This is a genomic window from Vagococcus sp. CY52-2, assembly GCF_022655055.1.
Lineage (GTDB): Bacteria > Bacillota > Bacilli > Lactobacillales > Vagococcaceae > Vagococcus.
On the sequence record NZ_CP093384.1, the window covers coordinates 352,037 to 372,281 of the forward strand.

Annotated in this window: 22 protein-coding genes; 19 read left to right on the forward strand and 3 right to left on the reverse strand. The window is 33.7% G+C overall.

Annotation, left to right across the window (positions count from 1 at the left end; translation table 11 throughout):
• Window positions 1–134: 134 nt before the first annotated feature.
• From MN187_RS01760 to MN187_RS01770, 3 genes are all read left to right on the forward strand, one after another.
• The gene (locus tag MN187_RS01760; RefSeq protein ID WP_117972477.1) at window positions 135–632 is read left to right on the forward strand and encodes an RrF2 family transcriptional regulator; all 498 of its coding nucleotides are present in this window, start codon (window positions 135–137) and stop codon (window positions 630–632) included.
• Window positions 626–3,328, forward strand: coding sequence for a YhgE/Pip domain-containing protein (locus tag MN187_RS01765; protein ID WP_117972478.1), 2,703 nt, complete (start codon window positions 626–628; stop codon window positions 3,326–3,328). The genes MN187_RS01760 and MN187_RS01765 overlap by 7 nt, the downstream gene beginning before the upstream one ends.
• Window positions 3,329–3,563: 235 nt before the next feature.
• The gene (locus MN187_RS01770) at window positions 3,564–4,325 is read left to right on the forward strand and encodes a (S)-acetoin forming diacetyl reductase (protein ID WP_117972479.1); all 762 of its coding nucleotides are present in this window, start codon (window positions 3,564–3,566) and stop codon (window positions 4,323–4,325) included.
• 98 nt (window positions 4,326–4,423) lie between these two features.
• On the opposite strand, the gene MN187_RS01775 is transcribed toward MN187_RS01770, so the two are convergent.
• Window positions 4,424–4,783, reverse strand: a complete 360-nt coding sequence (locus MN187_RS01775) for a PepSY domain-containing protein (RefSeq protein ID WP_117972480.1) — start codon at window positions 4,781–4,783, stop codon at window positions 4,424–4,426.
• Window positions 4,784–4,958: 175 nt separating this feature from the next.
• On the opposite strand from MN187_RS01775, the gene pepA reads away from it, so the two are divergent.
• From pepA to MN187_RS01820, 9 genes are all read left to right on the forward strand, one after another.
• Window positions 4,959–6,035: a glutamyl aminopeptidase gene (pepA, locus tag MN187_RS01780; protein WP_117972481.1), complete on the forward strand. Its 1,077-nt coding sequence runs from the start codon at window positions 4,959–4,961 to the stop codon at window positions 6,033–6,035.
• Between the two features lie 7 nt (window positions 6,036–6,042).
• Window positions 6,043–6,354: a thioredoxin family protein gene (locus tag MN187_RS01785; protein WP_117972482.1), complete on the forward strand. Its 312-nt coding sequence runs from the start codon at window positions 6,043–6,045 to the stop codon at window positions 6,352–6,354.
• A 14-nt stretch (window positions 6,355–6,368) separates the two neighbouring features.
• Window positions 6,369–6,824 (forward strand): universal stress protein, encoded by a 456-nt coding sequence (locus tag MN187_RS01790; RefSeq protein WP_117972483.1) that lies wholly within the window; start codon window positions 6,369–6,371, stop codon window positions 6,822–6,824.
• 28 nt (window positions 6,825–6,852) lie between these two features.
• Entirely contained in the window at window positions 6,853–7,470 is a 618-nt protein-coding gene (gene ytpR / locus MN187_RS01795; RefSeq protein WP_117972484.1) for a YtpR family tRNA-binding protein, read from the forward strand.
• Between the two features lie 91 nt (window positions 7,471–7,561).
• Entirely contained in the window at window positions 7,562–7,831 is a 270-nt protein-coding gene (locus tag MN187_RS01800) for an IreB family regulatory phosphoprotein (protein WP_117972485.1), read from the forward strand.
• Window positions 7,828–8,247 carry a Holliday junction resolvase RuvX gene (ruvX, locus tag MN187_RS01805; protein ID WP_117972486.1) on the forward strand — a complete coding sequence of 140 codons (420 nt, stop codon included), beginning with the start codon at window positions 7,828–7,830 and terminating at the stop codon, window positions 8,245–8,247. The genes MN187_RS01800 and ruvX overlap by 4 nt, the downstream gene beginning before the upstream one ends.
• Window positions 8,248–8,315: 68 nt before the next feature.
• A complete protein-coding gene (locus MN187_RS01810; protein WP_117972487.1) occupies window positions 8,316–8,639 on the forward strand; it encodes a DUF1292 domain-containing protein in 324 nt (107 codons plus the stop codon).
• Between the two features lie 87 nt (window positions 8,640–8,726).
• Entirely contained in the window at window positions 8,727–8,873 is a 147-nt protein-coding gene (locus tag MN187_RS01815) for a hypothetical protein (RefSeq protein WP_158559366.1), read from the forward strand.
• Window positions 8,874–8,911: 38 nt separating this feature from the next.
• Window positions 8,912–9,322, forward strand: a complete 411-nt coding sequence (locus MN187_RS01820) for a GNAT family N-acetyltransferase (protein ID WP_199500884.1) — start codon at window positions 8,912–8,914, stop codon at window positions 9,320–9,322.
• 30 nt (window positions 9,323–9,352) lie between these two features.
• On the opposite strand, the gene MN187_RS01825 is transcribed toward MN187_RS01820, so the two are convergent.
• Together MN187_RS01825 and rnhC are read right to left on the reverse strand one after the other, a co-directional pair.
• Window positions 9,353–11,542 (reverse strand): amidase family protein, encoded by a 2,190-nt coding sequence (locus MN187_RS01825; protein ID WP_242094091.1) that lies wholly within the window; start codon window positions 11,540–11,542, stop codon window positions 9,353–9,355.
• A gap of 172 nt (window positions 11,543–11,714) precedes the next feature.
• The gene (rnhC, locus tag MN187_RS01830; RefSeq protein ID WP_241699273.1) at window positions 11,715–12,641 is read right to left on the reverse strand and encodes a ribonuclease HIII; all 927 of its coding nucleotides are present in this window, start codon (window positions 12,639–12,641) and stop codon (window positions 11,715–11,717) included.
• Window positions 12,642–12,793: 152 nt separating this feature from the next.
• Between rnhC and zapA the strand changes: the two genes are divergently transcribed.
• From zapA to MN187_RS01865, 7 genes are all read left to right on the forward strand, one after another.
• Window positions 12,794–13,264: a cell division protein ZapA gene (gene zapA, locus MN187_RS01835; RefSeq protein WP_158559368.1), complete on the forward strand. Its 471-nt coding sequence runs from the start codon at window positions 12,794–12,796 to the stop codon at window positions 13,262–13,264.
• A 20-nt stretch (window positions 13,265–13,284) separates the two neighbouring features.
• Window positions 13,285–13,836, forward strand: coding sequence for a CvpA family protein (locus tag MN187_RS01840; protein ID WP_117972491.1), 552 nt, complete (start codon window positions 13,285–13,287; stop codon window positions 13,834–13,836).
• Window positions 13,837–13,899: 63 nt separating this feature from the next.
• Entirely contained in the window at window positions 13,900–16,272 is a 2,373-nt protein-coding gene (locus tag MN187_RS01845) for an endonuclease MutS2 (protein ID WP_241699274.1), read from the forward strand.
• 85 nt (window positions 16,273–16,357) lie between these two features.
• Window positions 16,358–16,669 carry a thioredoxin gene (gene trxA, locus MN187_RS01850; protein ID WP_117972493.1) on the forward strand — a complete coding sequence of 104 codons (312 nt, stop codon included), beginning with the start codon at window positions 16,358–16,360 and terminating at the stop codon, window positions 16,667–16,669.
• A 103-nt stretch (window positions 16,670–16,772) separates the two neighbouring features.
• Complete coding sequence (gene uvrC / locus MN187_RS01855; protein WP_242094094.1) at window positions 16,773–18,554, forward strand: excinuclease ABC subunit UvrC; 1,782 nt, start codon at window positions 16,773–16,775, stop codon at window positions 18,552–18,554.
• Window positions 18,555–18,623: 69 nt separating this feature from the next.
• Entirely contained in the window at window positions 18,624–18,917 is a 294-nt protein-coding gene (locus MN187_RS01860; protein WP_117972495.1) for a hypothetical protein, read from the forward strand.
• Window positions 18,918–19,014: 97 nt separating this feature from the next.
• Entirely contained in the window at window positions 19,015–20,223 is a 1,209-nt protein-coding gene (locus tag MN187_RS01865) for an NAD(P)/FAD-dependent oxidoreductase (protein WP_117972496.1), read from the forward strand.
• Window positions 20,224–20,245 lie beyond the last annotated feature (22 nt).

Here is a 20,245-nt window from a genome sequence, read left to right on the forward strand (position 1 = left end):
GAATAGAACTGTTCTTTTTTTATTCCAAAAACATGTTGTATTGAAAATGATAAAATAATGAAACCTTTCTATTGCATTGTGGATAAAAAAAGTCTATAATAGCCGAATGTAAGAATGAGAGGAAGTGATATCACTTGAAGTTAACCAATGCAACGGAACAAGCGTTGGCAATCATGGCATTATTATCGACACAGGAAAAAGACGTACCTGTGTCATCAATCGCAATTTATCAAAAACTGTCAGTTTCTTCTTCTTATATTAGAAAGTTACTAAGAAAGTTAGTGGTTTCAAATATTATTGAAGGGGTATCTGGAAATAATGGTGGATTTTACATTAAAAAAGAGTTATCTGATATTACGCTATTACACATTGTTGAAGCAATAGAAGAGCCGTTTCACTCATTTCCAAAAGTGGGTGTTTTAGAGAGAGCTTTTAGTGATTTTACTAAAATTGCTCAAACAGGTGATGAACAAATTGCCGAGTGCTTTTCGCGAGCGGATAAAAAATGGAACAAAGAATTAGAAAGAATCACAGTAGAAGATATATTATCTGATGTCTTTCGTGAGTATGGTGAAATACCACATAGAAATTGGAATGATTTTATAGAGGATGAGAGGTCAATTCAATGTTAAATAGAATAAAAAATGTATGGGATTTATTTGTACTAGATTGGAAAAGGATTTTTCATAACAAGCTCACGTTTGTATTGATGATAGCATTGATGATTATCCCATCGTTATATGCATGGTTTAACATTGCTGCACTATGGGATCCATATTCAAATACTGGTGGTATCAAGATTGGGATTTATTCCGATGATCAAACAGTTGATTTGAAAGGTAAAGAAATCAATATTGGTGAAGAGATAGTTGAAAATTTAAAAGATAATAAAACAATTGGCTGGCAATTTGTGTCATCAAAGCAAGAGCTTGATGATAAAGTGAAAACTGGTAAGTATTATGCAGGAATTTATTTACCAAAGAACTTCACTGAGAATCTTTTAAGTTTTACTAAAGGTGAAATTGATTATCCAGAAATTGAATATCAAGTGAACCAAAAAATTAATGCCATTGCACCAAAAATATCTGATAAAGGTGCTGGGACCATTCAAGATACTATTTCAACAGAATTTATTGAAACAGCTAGTAAAACATTATTAGAAGTATTTAATGAGATTGGGTTTAACCTTGATGCCAATTTACCTTCTATTAAAAAAATTACGTCAAAAATTATCAAAGTAGATGAAAATCTTGATGAGATAGATGGCTATACAAAAGAAGTTTTGGAATTACAAACTAAAATGCCAGAATTTAAACAAAAACTAGCATTGGCTAATGAATTTGTTGATTATATTCCTGAATTAAATAAAACAACGGACAAAGTTGTGGCATTAAATGGAAAATTACCTGAGATAGCCCAATATGGTCAAATCGTTTATGATGTTCAAGGAAATATTCCAAAAATTAAAAATGCCGGAACTCAGTTAAACAAAGCTGACAATGACATGGATAAAATTGTGAAGATGATGGATGAGGCCATTAATGAAGCAACAAAAGGGTTAGAAGTCATTGGAACAGCACAAAAAGTGTTACCAGACGTGACAGAGTTGATTAACACAGCTGATGGCATGATTCCGGATTTACAAAAACAATTACAAGAGATAGCAAATGTGTTGCCAACAGTGACAGAAGGATTGACACAAGGATTGGAAGTATTAGATACCTTGTCTAAAGTGTCAGCTAAATTAGCAGCTGATATTGCGGCATTAGATACTGAAACACATACAGCACAAATTCATGCTCAACTTGTAAAACTGGATAACCAATTAAGCACACAACTACAAATTATTCAGTCATTAAAAGAAACATTGACTCAATTATCTACCTTACCAAATGCACCTGATTTTTCTAATGCATTGGCACAATTAGATGATTTAGAATCACATGTGAGTCATGCTCAGGCAAACGTTCAATCTATTTTAGATAATTGGGAAAGCTACGCAGACGCACCTGCTCAATTACAAGCAAAATTAACTGAAATCAGCAATACATTAAATCAGATTGTTGTATCAATCAACCCACAAGAAATTGAAGCACAAGTTGATCAAACATTAAAAAATGTTCAACACATGTTAACGTCAGCCGGAAACATTACTGGTACAATTATTGATAACAATACAATGAAAACGTTGGATAGTTTATTAACAAATACAACAGGTATTATTAATGAAGCAATAGGATTCTTGAAGGATTATCAAAAAGAGATGCCAGCTATTCAAGATGAGATTCATACAGCTAATGTTATGCTAAATGGCAATATGGATTTAATTATTAATGGTATTAATCAAGGTGCTGATTTTTTTAAAAATGATTTTCCTGTTGTTCAAAGTAAAATGAATAAGGCAACATTATTTATTAAAAATGATTTACCTGGAATTGAAAATGATGTAAAAGAGACCATGTCCAAAGTTAATGAAAAGGCACCTAAATTGGAAACAGCTTTAAATGCAGCAGAAGTGATGATTAAAGAAGACTGGCCGAATGTTAAAGAAGGTGTTCAAAAGGCAGCAAATGCCATTAGAAAAGGGGAAAAGGACATTGATTTAGAGGAGGCAGTGAAGTATCTTAAGGGAGATGCTAATGCTGAGAGTAAGTTTATTTCTAGTCCGGTCAAACTTAAAACGAAAGATGTGTATCCTGTTCCAAACTATGGATCAGCAAGTACGCCTTTTTATACAGCACTTTGTTTATGGGTTGGGGCAGTCTTATTTTCAAGTATTGCATCAACTAAATTCCATTTAGACGAGGAACACGTAGGGCGTTTTTCAAAACGTCAACAGTTTTTAGCTCGTATGGGAACATTCTTGGTAGTAGGTTTCTTCCAAGCGTTAATTGTAACAGTTGGAAATCAATTACTCCTTGGAACCTATACAAAAAATCCAGTATGGAATGTGATATTTGCTTTAATTATTGATTTAGCCTTTATGATGATGGTGTATGTGCTAGTTGCTTTATTTGATAATCTTGGTAAAGGAATTGCCATTATTATCTTGGTTCTTTCTATTTCAGCAGGTGGAGGAAACTTCCCAATTGAAATGTCAGGACCGTTCTTTAGAGCAATTAACCCTTATATTCCTTTTACCTATGCTGTAAACTTATTAAGAGAATCAGTGGGTGGTATTTATTGGCCGTCAGCACTTAAAGCTATCACTATTTTGATTAGTATAACAATCGGATTCTTCATTGTTGGGTATATTTTGTATCCAAAAGCAGAGAGAATCTTTAAAAAAGTAGGAGATAACCTTAAAGAAGGACGAATTCTTCATTAACATTAAATTATATAAAAAAGAATCTAGAATAACTCTAGGTTCTTTTTTGTTATAAATAAAACAATAATGTATTTATGAAAAGGTTGACAAAGCATAAAATGTGGGTATTTAGCAATAAATTAAATAACAATAAAAAGTAATTTGCAACAAATTAATAGTAGCAGTATACTAAACAAGAAAAAATAAGGATTGTTGATTGTCACAATAGACAACCCGCTAAAGGGGAGATAGAATTATGAGTAAAGTTGCGATAGTTACAGGAGCAGGACAAGGAATTGGTTTTGCTATTGCAAAACGATTATATGACGATGGCTTTAAAGTAGGTGTGATTGATTATAATAAGGACATCGCACAAAAAGCGGTTGAACACTTAGGAGAGAATGCTTTTGCTGCAACAGCTGATGTTTCTGATAGAGAACAATTAGCTTCAGCTATTCAAGTGATTGTTGAAACATTTGGTGATTTGCATGTTATGGTAAATAATGCTGGGATTGCTCCAACAACACCAATTGAAACCATTACGCCAGAACTTTTCAAAAAAGTTTATGACATTAATGTTGGTGGAGTATTATGGGGAACTCAAATCGCAACAGAAATGTTCCGTAAATTTGGTCACGGCGGTAAAGTGATTAACGCAACATCTCAAGCCGGTGTTGTAGGAAACCCTAATTTAATGCTTTATAGTTCATCAAAATTTGCGGTTCGCGGAATGACTCAAATCGCGGCACGTGATTTAGCTGAAGAAGGAATCACAGTAAATGCTTATGCTCCAGGTATTGTTAAAACACCTATGATGTATGACATTGCTCATCAAGTTGGTAAAAATGCAGGAAAAGATGATGAATGGGGAATGCAAACTTTTGCTAAAGATATTGCAATGAAACGTTTATCTGAACCAGAAGAAGTAGCAAGTGTGGTATCATTCCTTTCAGGACCAGACTCAAATTACATTACTGGTCAAACAATTATTGTAGATGGTGGAATGCAATTCCATTAATATCTAGTCATAAATTAAACTCTCTCGGGAACATTTCTGAGGGAGTTTTTTTATACGAAAAAAAGAGTGCTGATAAAAAATCAACACACTCTTATCTATTAATCTTCAATTTTATGGATATCAATGATTGAACCAGTATGAGCATCTGCTGTAAATTCATATTGAACAAGTTGTCCTTCTTCAACACGAGAAATACCACCTGTATAGACATCTGTTTTAATAGCAAATTTGTCTAAAGGTTCCTTTTTAAAGTGAATCCAAGAGCCTTCGATTGGGCCATCTTGTAGAAAATCAGATTTTACTTGCTCTAAAATATCGTCTGCTGAAAGAACTTTATTTTCTTTGTACCATTTTGTGACTAAAGCACCAGCAACGGCACCCATTGCTAAACCAATACCTAAACCAGTCGTTAATCCATGATGATAAACTTCTTTTGTTTTTTGTTTTTTATGAAACATGTCGTTACCTCCTATGGTAATACTGATGTTATTATTGTAGCATAAATGATTAAAATGGAAAGAAAAAAGAAGTTAAAAAATCAAGTGATTGGTTTTTGACTAAGCTTTGCTTATGTTATAATTAAGTGAAGAAGAAAGAGAGGTGAACTACTAATTATATAATTAGTAGATAATCATGGATGATAAATTATTTAATCGTATAAAAACATTAACTGAAATTCAAAGTGTCAGTGGCTTTGAAGACAACATGCGACGGGTTATGGCTAAAGAAATGACACCATTTGTTGATAAAGTAGAATATGATGGATTAGGTGGTGTGTTTGGTATTCGTAAAAACAAATCAAACGAAGCACCACGTATCATGTTAGCGTCTCACATGGATGAAGTTGGTTTTATGGTGAGTCAAATTTTAGAAAATGGATTGTTTAGAGTCGTCCCTTTAGGTGGATGGAATCCTTACACTGTATCGGCACAACGATTTACGTTACAAACAAAAAAAGGTGACTATCCAATTATTTCGACATCAGTTCCACCGCATTTATTAAGAGGAGCAAATAAGCAAAAGGGAATAGATGTTGCGGATATTTTATTTGATGCAGGATTTGTATCAAAAGAAGAAGCAGAAGAATTTGGCGTACGTCCAGGAGACGGGATTGTTCCTCAAGCTGAAACAATTAAAACAGCAAACGGTAAACGACTCATTTCAAAAGCGTGGGATAATCGCTATGGTTGTACACTGGTGTTAGATGTTTTAGAAGAATTATATGGTCAAGAATTACCAAATACCTTAATTGCAGGAGCAAACGTGCAAGAAGAAGTTGGGTTACGTGGAGCAAAAGTATCGACTCACAAATTTAAACCTGATTTATTCTTTGCAGTGGACTGCTCACCAGCTGATGATATGTCAGGTAAAAAAGATGCAAACGGTCAATTAGATGAAGGATTCTTATTAAGAATATTTGATCCAGGAATGATTATGTTAGGTCGCATGCGTGAATATATCCTTGAGTTAGCAGAAGATAATAACATTCCCTATCAATACTTTGTTTCAAAAGGTGGAACAGACGCAGGTGCAGCACACTTAGTCAATGACGGGGTTCCAAGTGCGGTAATTGGTGTGCCAGGTCGTTATATCCATACTCATCAAACCATGTTTAGTATCAAAGACTATGAAGCTGCAAGAGAAATGGTCTTGAAATTAATCACAACATTAGATAAAACAGAAGTTGATACAATAATATACGGAAAGTAGTGAAGAGATGTTAATCCCAACAACGTATGAAGAATTAGCTAAACCACTTGAAGAAGGAAAAACCATGCTATTTTTTACAGCTGATTGGTGTGGTGATTGTGTCTTTATTAAACCAGACATGCCAGAAATTGAAGCGAGTTTTCCTGAATACACGTTTGTCCAAGTGGATAGAGATGTGTTTATCGATATTTGCCAAAAATGGGAAATACTAGGCATTCCAAGTTTTGTAGCAATCAAAGACGGTAAAGAGCTAGGTCGTTTTGTTAGTAAAGACCGTAAAACGAAAGAAGAAATTATGACGTTTATCAGTGAATTATAAAAGGAGGAGATAGTATGTTAGAATCACAAGAATATCGTTCAATATTAGTTGGAACAGATGGTAGTGAACAAGCCCAACAAGCATTTGAAAAGGCTGTCGCTGTGGCAAAACGTAATAATGCAGATATCGTTGTAGCACATATCATCGAAAATAAATTATACGGCGGGACTATGGCGTTTTCTACTTTTTCTCCAGATATTGTTCAAGAAGAAACTAATCAAGCAAAAGAGTTGCTCGAGAGCTATCTCCAGATAGCAAACGATTTAGGTTATGACCGAGTAAAAGCAACCTTAGAGTTTGGTTCCCCTAAAGTGATGATGGCAACAGAACTGCCAGAAAAATATGATACAGATTTAATTATGGTTGGACAATCAGGATTAAATGCGGTAGAACGATTAGTTATGGGAAGTGTGAGTGATCATATTATACGAACAGCACCATGTGATGTCTTAGTTGTTCGACCTGAGTAAAACAAAAAGAATGGTGAGGAAAAAATTAATGATTGTTAGTTATAATTTAGAAGCAGTTGGTGACACGCTGATTATTGTTGTAGCAAAAGGAAATAGTAAAGAAGTATCTGTTGTTAAAAAAGATAATGTAGCTTGTATTATAGAAAATGAAACAGATCACATTTTGGGTTGGAATATTTTTGATGCGTCAGATCATATTACTAATTTAAATGGAAATGGCCAAATCGAGTTATCATCATCACAAATTACTGAGCTTAATTTGACATTAAAAGAGGCAGGATTTTCTCATGAGTTTGAAGTAGATCATTCGCCAAAATTTGTTGTGGGATATGTTCATACATGTATACCACATGAAGATTCTGACCACTTAACGGTAAACGACATTGAGGTTGATAATGGTGAACATCTACAAATTGTATGTGGTGCACCAAACATTAAAGCTGGTTTAAAGGTAGTTGTTGCAAAAGTAGGTGCTATGATGCCTGATGGCTTAATTATTTGGCCTGGAGAATTACGTGGTGTGAAAAGTTTTGGTATGGTTTGTTCTGCAAAAGAATTACACTTACCAAATGCACCAAAAGAAAAAGGAATTTTAGAGCTAGATGATAGCTATGAAGTGGGAAGTCGCTTCAATTTACCTCAATAATTAATACTTTGTAAAAGTTTGAGTTATTAATTGTTGTTTCAAACACTATGAGTTAAAATAACATAGAGACATATTAAAGGGGGGAATTGCAATGAGTTTTGTTGATGAAACAGTCCAATTTGATTTTGGGGATGCCAATAAACGTGAAGTAAGTGAAACATTAGCGATTGTTTATATGGCGCTAAAAGAAAAAGGCTATAATCCTATTAATCAAATTGTTGGTTACTTATTATCAGGAGACCCAGCCTATATTCCGCGTTATCAAGATGCTCGTAATTTAATTCGTCGTCATGAGAGAGACGAAATTATGGAAGAATTGGTAAAAAACTATTTAGTGCATAATGGTATCGATCTATTATGAGAAAAATGGGATTAGATGTAGGATCTAGAACTGTTGGTGTTGCCGTAAGTGACTTACTTGGTTGGACAGCCCAAGGGTTAGAAATTATAAAAATTAATGAAGATGAAGGCGAGTTCGGTATTGAACGTGTAGCAGATTTAGTCAAACAATACGAAGTTGAAGAATTTGTGGTTGGCTTACCTAAGAACATGAATAATACGATTGGTCCAAGAGCAGAAGCAGCAATAGCTTATGGTGATTTATTAAAAGAAACCTTTAATTTACCAGTCGTTTATCAAGACGAGCGATTGTCAACTGTCGCAGCTGAGAGAATGTTAGTTGAGCAAGCTAATACGTCTCGAGCCAAGCGAAAAAAAGTGATTGATAAATTAGCTGCTGTAATGATTCTTCAAAATTATTTGGATAAAAAGGTTTAATAGCCTTTTTATCTTTTTTTTTGTATAATGAAGAGGAAGCAAAGATGAACAGAAAAGAGGAATAAATGATGACAGATAAACATGTACACACAGATGACTGTAACCACGATCATGAACATGAGGCAGATGATTTAATTACGTTAATTGATGATGAAGGAAATGAAGTATTATTTCGTATTCACTTAACAATTGATGGTAAAGAACAATTCGGTAGAGATTATGTATTATTATATGATGCAAGTACACCAGAAGGTGAAGAAGTTGAATTATTAGCTTATGCTTATGAGCAAGAAGATAACGAAGCAGAAGGTCGTTTAATGGAAATTGAAACAGAAGCTGAATGGGATATGATTGAAGAAGTTTTCAATGCATTCGAAGCAGAAGAAGATTAAACATCTTAAAATAAGAGCTAAACCCTTGATATGATTGGGTTTAGCTTTTTTTGTAGAGTTTTGGAAGTTTGAGAAGAGGGAAAGTAAATGAAAAAGTATAAAGGAAGCTATACTGTATTATTTTTAAGTCTTCTAATCGGGATTGTTTTGGGAAATGTTATAAAAGATATGACATTAGGTATATTAATTGGGATTTTAACTTATCCATTGTTTTCTTTCATGCAAAGATATTAGGAAGGGATGCTAAGATGATCACTAAATTAGAGGTTTTAATGGAAAATCAATTACAAGATATTATGTCGATTTGGCTTGATACTAACAAAAAGGCCCACTCCTATATAGCTAATTCATATTGGGAAGACAATATAGAGTTTGTAGAAAAAGAGCTACCTAAAGCAGATATCTATATAGCAACAGATGAAAATGGAAAAATTATTGGCTTTTTAGGTATTTTAGAAAGCTATATAGCGGGATTATTTGTATCGTCTGATTATCAAAGGCAAGGTATCGGAAATAAACTAATAGAACGAGCAAAAGTTGATTTTGAAGAATTATCTTTAACTGTTTATGAAAAAAATAAGCAAGCAGTAAATTTTTACACTAAAGAAGGATTTAAAATTAGTGAAACTCAAATTGATGAGGACACAAATGAAATTGAATTAGTTATGGTATACAAAAACTGACAGTGAATAAATCAACTGTCAGTTTTATGTTTATTGTTTTTTCTTTTTCATATACCAAAAAATAGCTGCTAAACCAATGATTAGAATTCCTATGAATGGCAGATATTTTTGAACAACCTCTCCTGTTTTAGGAAGACGAGATAAAGAGTTTAGTTCTTGATTAACATTGTTTACTTTTTTATTTTTAGAAACTGTTTTCTGAGAATTAGTGTCTGTCTGGCTACTTGTTTCACTAGTCTCTGAACTGGCTGATTGACTTGATTGTTTACTAGAACTTATTTCTGTACTATCAGTTGTTTCAGGAGCAGGAGTGACTAAAGTATTATCATCTTCAGTTATTAGAGTAGAAGAGGATGACGTAGAACTTGATTCTTGTTGACTACTACTTACTGTTACATCTGTTGTCTCGGAAGTACTAGTGGTAGAATTCTTTGATTCGTCACTTATCGTTTGAGTTGTAGAGTCAGTATTACTTTCTGAAAGTATTGTATCTGTTACGCTAGTTGTTTCTTGTGTCGACTCATTTTCAGATTGACTGATAGTGTTATTTGTCTGACTTGTTTCACTTTCGCTACTTAAAGAAGAACTAGACTCAGTTTCTGTTGTCGATTCAGTAGAGGACGTCATTGTATCGCTTGTTTCAGGAATGACTACATCTTTTTTAGTGTGTAGTTGCTTAAATTGATTATTTTCTTCAAATAATTTTCCTATTTCTAGTAAAAGTCTATCTTGATTTGTCGCAGCATTAAATTGTATTCCTAAAGGTAAATTACCTTTGCTGACATAAGTTGGTAAACTAATAGCAGGTTGGCCAGTTAAATTTGCTAACTGAGTAAAAGGTGTGTAAGCCAATGAATTTAACCATTGATCGTAGACAACTTTCATTCGTTCATCTTTTGTTTTTAACTCATCAATATGTTTAATTTGTTCAGCGTATTCTGGTGTTAGTAAAGATTCAGTTAGCCCTGGAGCAGTTGAAGCCGTAGTTGGCGTTAATATTAAAGGATAGTCTTTGTACAAAGCTTCCATTGTTTCTTTAACCTCATCGTTATAAGCATTGACTTTTTCTAAGTCTTCTTTATGAACCAATTCACTCGCTTGGTAAAGAGCCCACGTAACTGGATCAACATCGTCTATATGTAAACTTCTTTTTAATGTTTGCTTAGCTAAAAAGTTGGCTAAACTACCTGAAGCAGTTGCCATCTCATAATAACCATGCATTAGTTTAATCCCATCAACTGGAATAGAGATTTCTTCAGTGACAAATCCTTTTGAATTTAAAAAGTTAACAGCGTTCATAACAGCTTGTTTAGCATCATCACTGACAGGTGTCCCAACAGGTGAAGTAGTGGTGTAACCTACTTTTATACCAGTAAGATTAGCCGGTGTAGGATTAATATCAGATGTTAATAGATTCTCAAACAAAGCTGTTGTGTCTTCCATATTTTTAGCAAGTGGGAAATTGACGACTTGTCCAGTTTTAGCATTTCCTGAAATGATGCCTCTAGAAGGTTTTAATCCGACAAGACCATTCCATGATGCTGGAATTCTGATAGAGCCACCAGCATCACTACCAGACGCAACAGGCACCACACCAGATGCCACGGCAGCACCAGAGCCACCAGAAGACCCACCGGCTTGATAGTTAGGATTCCAGGGACTTCCAGTAGGGCCATAAAGAGTCGAATCAGTCACATTTTTCAATCCTAATTGGGGGTAGTTACTTTGACCAATGATAACAAAGCCTAAATCTTGTAATGATTTGGCAATACGCCCGTTAAATTTTGTTGTGACATGTTTGTTAAAATCTAACCCATTGGAGTTACTTCCACCAACGATACTATGACCTAATCCTTTCATTACAATAGGGACACCAAAAAATGGTTGACCGTTATCGACCATCTCGCTTGCTTCTTTTAAAGCAAGGTCTTTTCTTGTTGTAATTAAAGCATTTGTTCGTGGGTTTTCTATGTCATTGACTTGAAAAGCTAAATCAATTAATTCTTCGGTTGTAACTTTTTTCTCTCTTACTAGCTTAGCTAAATCAGTAGCGCTCATAGAAATGTACTCATCAGTTGTTAGATTCGTGTGTTGTGGTGTATCAGTAACGATGGTTGAACTACTAGTTGTAGCGACAGGAACCTCTACGGCATGAGTATGTATACCAACAGATAATAGTGCTGTGGCAAGTAATAATTTTATATGATTTTTTATCGGCATATTTTTTCTCCTTTTTACAAACTTCTTCAAGTGTAATCAAAAACGATCAAAAAAGAACGACGTAAATTTTTTACGTCGTTCTTTTACTGACGGAAAAGACGAAAATGTGTAATTTTTTATAAAATACCACTACTAGAAGACATATTCCAAAATAAACAAAACAATTTTGTATTTAACGATTAATTAAATGGTAGGCTTTTTGCGTATTGGCAAAATGAACTTTTGCATATTGTTCTAAAAGGGGCATGCCACCTTTTTTGATGATGTTAGCAGCAGCTATATCTGATTTTTGTCCAGCACCTGAAGGCATAGTAAATCCAAGTTCTTGACTTGCTTTTTCTAAACTAGTTAAAAATTCTGCTCGGCAGATAATAGAAGCTGCAGCAACAGACAAATGATATTGCTCACCTTTCGTTGTAAAGTAAAGAGGTTTAGTCACCCGATTTTGCTCTTTTGATAAGTATTTGCGATAGTTTGATTCAGGAGTGAATTGATCAATTAGTATACCTTTAGGGGTAATTGGGCTGATATCTTGCATTAAAAGATAGATGGCTTGATTATGTAAGGCAACTTTCATTCGATTGACATTGTATTCTGGTTGGATTTCATTATATTTTTTTGGTGTTAATACTAGTTTTCGGTAAGGTATGACATGGATGATTTCTTTGGCAATCCGTTTAATGTCATGATCCGTTAACATTTTTGAGTCTTTTACGCCTAACTCTTTTAATAGTGGCATATGTGTGTCATCAACATAAGCAGCACAGACAACAACTGGTCCAAGATAGCTACCATTTCCAACCTCGTCACTCCCCACAACGTTCCATGAAGCAAAATCTTTTGGCAACGAGTTTGAAGAACTAGAAGATTGTTTTTTTTGCGTCGTATTAGCTCCACGCTTTTCCCACATAGCGGCTTCTTTTTCAGCGTTGACTCCTTGAAAGACAACTTTTTTTGATTGATAAGCTGTGATAACTACTCCAGGAATTTTGGCTTGAAATAATGCGTATGGGGGTGTTTTTTGGAAATATGATTCATAAGCTGTTGTTAGTTCACTGATTAGCTTGTCAGAGGCTAATAATGTTATAGTTTGTTGCATATTCAACTTCCTTTTTAAAAAATTTATGTTAAGTATAACATGTTTTTATCATGAATGATTCTTAAGGTACAACTTGCTGAATTGTCAATTAAAAGAAAGTCATATATAATTAAGTTGCTTCTTTTAGTGAAGGATTTATGGGAGGATTTAAAATGGCTTTTGAAGAGAACAAACGATATAAAGCAACCATTGCTGGTAATACATATACAATCATAGGAAAAGAAAGTCATCATCATATGGATATTGTTAATCAGTTGGCAAACGAGCAGCTTGAAACAATTATGAAACATGCTCCTAAGCTATCAACAGAACAGGCTGCTATCTTATTAGCGATTAATACACTATCTGTTCAAATAAAACAGCAGGAAACAATTTTAAACTTAAAAAAAGATATTAGTGAATTAGAAGATGAACTAGAAAAAATGAAGAAGTTAGAAGAACGTCTTGATAAAATCGAGTCAAGAGAAAAAGAAACACGAAAAAAAGTGATACAAGAAAATCGAGAGTTAACAGATGAAGAGATGTTGAATCAGATTGAGATTCAAAAAATTGTGAATGAACAAGCAAAAGAAAAAATTAAACGCAACAATCATCAGAAGAAAAAACAACAATCAAACAAATAAAAAAATAAGTAGGTTTTTCAATGGTTATAACAATAATTAGTATTTTAGTATTATTGACAGGATTTTATGCAGGCTATCGACGAGGTTTTACTTTACAGTTGGTTTATTTTGTGGGCTATTTGTTAAGTTTTTTTATGGCAAAAAGCATGTATCAATCTGTAGGAAAAAAAATTGAACTATTAATCCCTTATCCTGCGCCAACAAAGACAACGAAACTAGCTGTTTTTGATAATCAGCTGATATTTGATTTAGATAAAGCTTTTTATGCAGCATTTGGCTTTTTAATTGTTTTAGTCGTAGGCTATTTGGTAACAAAATTTGTCGGTATGTTGTGTTATAGATTAACTTTTATTCCATTGCTTCATAAAAGTAACCAGTTAGTTGGAGGATTAATTAATCTTGCTTTAACCTATATTGGATTAGTCATCGTGTTAACGATAATAAGCATGATACCACTAGGTTTTATTCAAAATGCTTTTGCTAGTTCAGGTGTTGCTAGAGCGATGATTGAACATACCCCAATACTGTCATCTAGTTTGTATCAGTGGTGGATTAAACAAATTATTTTATAAAAGAAGAGCCTAGTAAAATGGGCTCTTTATTTACATAAGTCGTATTTTAGGAAGTGAAATAGAATGAAAAAGACAATAGAAGACATTTTAGAATTTGATAAAGTGAAACAATTATTATCACAACATATTGTGACAAAATCAGGATTAGAGCATGTGAGTGAGTTAAAGGCTTCTCATTCATATGATGAGATAGAAGAAGCATTAATGGAAACGGAAGATGGGATGACAGTTCTACGTTTGCGTGGTGGGATTCCTATGCCGATTTTAGAAAATATTAAACCACATATGAAACGAATTGAAATAGGTGCCATGCTTAATGGGGTTGAGTTAGCTCAAGTTGGACGTGTGCTAAGAACAGTATTAGAGATTCAATCCTTTTTTGATGATTTAAACGATGCTGAGGTTGCTTTACATCGATTATATGATTGGTCAGAAAAAATGATTGCGTTACCTGATTTATCAAAAATCATTCGATTATCAATTGATGAAGATGGTCATGTAACAGATGACGCGTCACCTGAATTAAAACAAATTAGACAAAGTATTAGACGGTCAGAGCAAGCAGTTAGAGAACAGCTTGATGGCATACTTCGTGGAAAAAATTCAAATTACTTGAGTGATACGATCGTGACAATGAGAAATGATCGCTATGTTATCCCAGTAAAAAGTGAGTATCGCAGTCATTTTGGTGGTGTTGTTCATGATCAAAGTGCATCTGGTCAAACAGTTTTTGTTGAGCCAAGGCAAGTAGTTGAATTAAATAATCGTTTAAGACAACACCAAATTGCTGAAAGAAAAGAAATCGAGCGTATTTTAGCTGAGCTTTCTAATGAATTAGAACCTTACAGACAAGATATTTTACAAAATGCCTATGTTTTAGGTAAACTAGATTTCATTAATAGTAAAGCATTATTTGGTAAACAATTGAAAGCTGTTGTGCCAAGATTGAGCGAGGACAAGGATGTTAACCTTAAACAAGCTAGACATCCACTAATTGATGAAGATGTTGTGGTACCAAATGATATTGTAATTGGTAAAGAGTATCAAGCTGTGGTCATCACTGGACCGAATACAGGTGGTAAGACGATTACGCTTAAAACATTAGGATTACTTCAATTAATGGGGCAATCAGGGTTACCAATTCCTGTTGGAGAAGAAAGTAGTATTGGAATCTTTTCAAATATTTATGCAGATATTGGGGACGAGCAATCAATTGAACAGAATTTATCAACGTTCTCTTCACATATGACAAATATTGTGTCAATTTTAGATAATCTTGATTCAGATAGTTTGGTATTATTTGATGAGTTAGGAGCGGGGACAGATCCACAAGAAGGAGCAGCATTGGCTATTTCTATTCTAGATAAAGTGGGAGAAATCGGCGCCTATGTTATGGCAACGACTCACTACCCTGAGTTAAAAGTTTATGGCTATAATCGTCCAAATACAATTAATGCTAGTATGGAATTTGATGTTGATACACTTAGTCCAACATATCATTTGTTAATTGGAATTCCTGGTCGAAGTAACGCGTTTGAAATATCAAAACGTTTAGGGTTATCACCTGATATCATTGAGCAATCTAAACAACTTATTGACGGAGAAAGCCAAGATTTAAATGATATGATTTCTGATTTAGAAAATCAACGGAAAATGACGGAAACCGAATATTTGGAAATGCGTCACTATGCTGATGAGGCGGAAAATCTTTATCATGATTTAAAAGAAGCGTATGAACGATTCTTTACTGAACGTGAAAAAGAGATGAATAAAGCGAAAAAAGAAGCAAATGAAGTCATCAGTAAAGCGCAAGAAGAATCGGAAAAAATGATTAAAGAGATTCGTCAAATGCAACTAAGAACAGGGAATAATCAATCCGTTAAAGAACATGAATTGATTGAAGTTAAATCAGGATTAGAAAATCTAAAACATGATGAAACGCACTTGAAGAAAAATAAAGTCTTGAAAAAAGCGAAAGAGAAAAAAACATTTAAAGTTGGTGATGATGTTTTAGTTGAAGCATTTGGTCAAAGAGGAACATTGATTGAGAAAGTTGGCAATAAAGAGTGGCAAGTTCAATTAGGTATTCTGAAGATGACTGTCTCAGAAGATGGCATGACACGAATTGCACCAGAGAAAGAATCTCGCATGCGTGTATCAACGGTGAAAAGTGATGGTGGCGGTAGTCGTCAATCAGTTTCAACTCAACTGGATTTACGTGGTAAACGTTATGAAGATGCCTTAGCAGAAGTTGATCAATACATTGATGCAGCCTTACTTGCAGGTTATCCTCAAGTAACAATTGTTCACGGACGTGGAACAGGTGCTTTAAAACAAGGGGTACAAGAGTACTTGAAAAATAATCGTCGAGTAAAAAAATATAATTTTGCTCCTAGCAATCAAGGTGGAGACGGCGCGACAATTGTAACTTTCTAAAAAGTGAGCAGATTGTTAGTTCTTTACTACCCCCGATGGTATAATCAGTTTATAAAATAAAAGATGATTTAGGAGATGAATGAATATGGTAGAAAATATTACAGATGCAAACTTTGCAGCAGAAACAGATGAAGGATTAGTATTGGTAGACTTTTGGGCACCTTGGTGTGGACCATGTCGTATGCAAGGACCTATTTTAGATGGTATCGCAACAGAATACCAAGACAAAGTAAAAATTGTTAAAGTAAATGTGGATGAAAACCCTCAAACAAGTCAAGCACACGGAATTATGAGTATTCCAACATTACTACTTAAAAAAGATGGTCAAGTTGTTGAACAAATGGTTGGTGTCCAACAAAAACCACAATTAGAACAAGTATTTAATAAATATCTTTAAAATTATAATCATTCTATGGTGCTATAATCACTGTGGAATGATTTTTTTTTCAACAAATTGTATACTTGACTTGATAAAGAGAGAGTACAAGGAGATTGAACTAGTGAACGAAAGAATAAAAAATAAATTAGCTTTGTTACCGGATCAACCAGGCTGTTATTTGATGAAAGATAAACATAATACCATTATATATGTTGGTAAGGCGAAAATTTTAAAAAATCGTGTGCGGTCTTATTTTACAGGGACGCATGATGAGAAGACACAACGACTAGTTAGCGAGATTGTAGATTTTGAAACGATTATTACAGAGTCGAACACGGAAGCTCTATTGTTAGAAATTAATTTAATTCAAAAAAATATGCCGAAATATAACATCATGTTAAAAGATGATAAGAGCTATCCCTTTATTAAAATTACCAATGAAAAAGCACCAAGACTGCTTATTACTAGAAAAGTATTGAAAGATAACGCCATTTACTTTGGCCCGTATCCTGATGTTAAAGCAGCCAATGAAACCAAGCGACTACTAGATAAAATCTATCCACTTAGAAAATGTAAAAATCTACCAAATGAAGTATGTTTATATTATCATATGGGACAATGTTTAGGACCATGTGTGAACCCAGTGGTAGAAGCGAAGTACAAAGAGATGGTAGAAGAAATTAAAAAGTTTTTAAATGGTGGTTATACCGAGATTCAAAAAGAAATTGAAGGAAAAATGATAAAAGCCTCTGAAAATATGGAGTTTGAAAAAGCAGCAGAATATCGTGATCAAATTCAGTCTATTCAAAGTGTGATGACCAAACAAAAAATGACGAATGCAGATTTTGTTGATCGCGATGTATTTGGTTATTATGCTGACAAAGGGTGGATGGTTGTTCAAGTTTTTTTTGTTAGACAAGGAAAACTAATTGAACGAAATGTATTTGATTTTCCATTTTATAATGAGCCAGAAGAAGATATATTGACTTTTATTGGGCAATTTTATCAAGAGAATCACCATTTTATTCCCAAAGAAATACTATTACCAAAAGAACTGGATAAAAGCCTTGTCGAAGCGATGATTCCAACTAAAATTTTACAACCTCAACGCGGTGAGAAAAAAGATTTAGTGAATTTAGCCAATAAAAATGCCAAAATTTATTTGGAAGAACAGTTTAATTTGATTGAGCGAAAAGAAGATAGAACGATTGGGGCGGTAGAAAAGCTAGGACAAGCAATGAATATTCCAATACCTAATAGAATAGAAGCATTTGATAACTCGAATATCATGGGAGTAGATCCTGTTTCTGCGATGGTGGTTTATATTGACGGAAAACCATCAAAAAAAGACTATCGTAAATTTAAAATTAAAACAGTTGAAGGTCCAGATGATTATGCCTCAATGAAAGAAGTGATTTATCGAAGGTATTCGCGAGTAATAAAGGACAATTTACCAATGCCAGATTTAATCTTAATTGATGGTGGGAAAGGACAGGTACATGCAGCTCAGGATGTGTTAGACAATCAATTAGGTTTAGATATACCAATTGCAGGATTAGCAAAAAATGATCAACATAAAACAAGTGAGTTATTATTTGGTCCAGATTTGGAAGTTATTCCGTTAAAACGTAATTCATCTGAATTCTTTTTGCTTCAGCGCATACAAGATGAGGTCCATCGATTCGCTATTACGTTTCATCGCTCAACACATAGTAAAACAAGTTTTGCCTCTAAATTAGATGGTATAGATGGTCTTGGACCAAAGCGTAAAAAACAATTATTGACAAAATTTAAATCGATGAAAAAAATTGAGGAAGCAAGTGTTCAAGATTTGATTAAGTCAGGCTTACCTCAACGGGTCGCAACTAATGTATACCAACATTTTAAATCAATAAAAAAATAGTCAAATGATAAAAAAAATGTTACAATTTAAAGCATGTTTTTTTAATTCGATAATAGAGGAGTCTTAACTATGAATTTAATTATACAAATCGTTACGTTACTTATCATTTTTGTCAGTATGTTTATTTATTATCGTCAAGTAAGTAAAGCAAAAAAAAATCAGTTGGGTTTAGAAGTATTAGCTAAATCATCTCAATTAACTATGAGTGGATTTATTTTAGGATTAGGTGTTATTTTAACTGAATTAAATTCATTTGGACTTTCAAGAAGTGAATTTGTGAATCATTTACTGATATACGGTGCATTTGTGAGTTTAGTGACAATTATTAGTATTTGGTACTACTCTAGAACGCTAAAAAAATAGAAGCATGTTTGTTTAAAAAGTCACAGTCAAAAAAATTGACTTTTTTGTGAAAAAATCATATAGTGTCGATGGACTAAAAGTTGGAGGGAATAAAAAAATGAGCAGACCAAGAGTCGTTATTTTGGGGGCAGGCTATGCAGGCCTAAAGACAGCTAAAGAATTAAGCAAGAAAAATGTTGAGGCGGATATCGTTTTAGTGAATAAAAATGATTATCATTATGAATCAACGCAATTACACGAAGTAGCTGCTGGAACAGAACCAGCAAGTAAAATAACATTTAATATTGTGGATGTTATTGATACAAAAAAAGTTGAATTTATAAAAGATACTGTTATTAAGGTTGAAAAAGATGATAAAAAAGTATTGTTAGAAAACAATGGTGAGCTATCATATGACTATTTAGTAATGGCATTAGGTTTTGAATCAGAAACATTTGGCATTCCAGGTGTAGATGAATTTTCTTTGCCATTAGTAAATATTAAAACAGCAGAAGCAGCACAAGCACACCTAGATAAAATGTTATCTAATTATCAACAATCTAAAAATGAATTAGATTTATCAATAGTAGTATGTGGTGCTGGTTTTACAAGTATTGAATATTTAGGTGAGATTACAAACCGTATTCCAAAATTGGCGAAAACAATGAATTTCCCAATGGATAAAGTGAAAATTACTTGTATTGAAGCAATGCCAACCTTATTGCCAATGTTTTCAGAAAAACTTGGTCAATTTGGTATTGACGTATTAAAAAAACGTGGTGTGACATTTAAAGTTGGCACACCAATTAAAGAAATTAAAGAAAATACAGTTGTTTATGAAGAAAATGGTGAACTAAAAGAAGTTCATGCACATACAATTATTTGGACAACAGGGGTTAAAGGAAGCCATGTTGTTGGAGAATCTGGATTTGCAGAACGTCGTGGACGTGTGATGGTGGAAAAAGATTTACGCGTTGAAGGTTACCCTGATATCTTTATGATTGGTGATGTGAGTGCCGTAATGGATGAAGAATCTGGTCGACCATTTCCAACGACAGCTCAAATCGCAATTAAACAAGGTGAAGCAGCTGCAAACAACTTAGCTCGCTTATTGAACAACCAACCTACTGAAGCCTTTACTTTTAAATCTTTAGGAACGGTAGCTTCAATTGGTAATAATGTTGGGATGGGCCAAATCCTTGGTGGAAAAGAAGTTAAAGGATATATGGGATCAATTGTTAAGAAAAGTATTATCAATAAATCTCTTCTTGATGTTGGGACTGCAGGAACACTTCTTAAAAAAGGCCGTTTTGATTATTATCATTAAAAATAAGAATAAAGAGCACCTT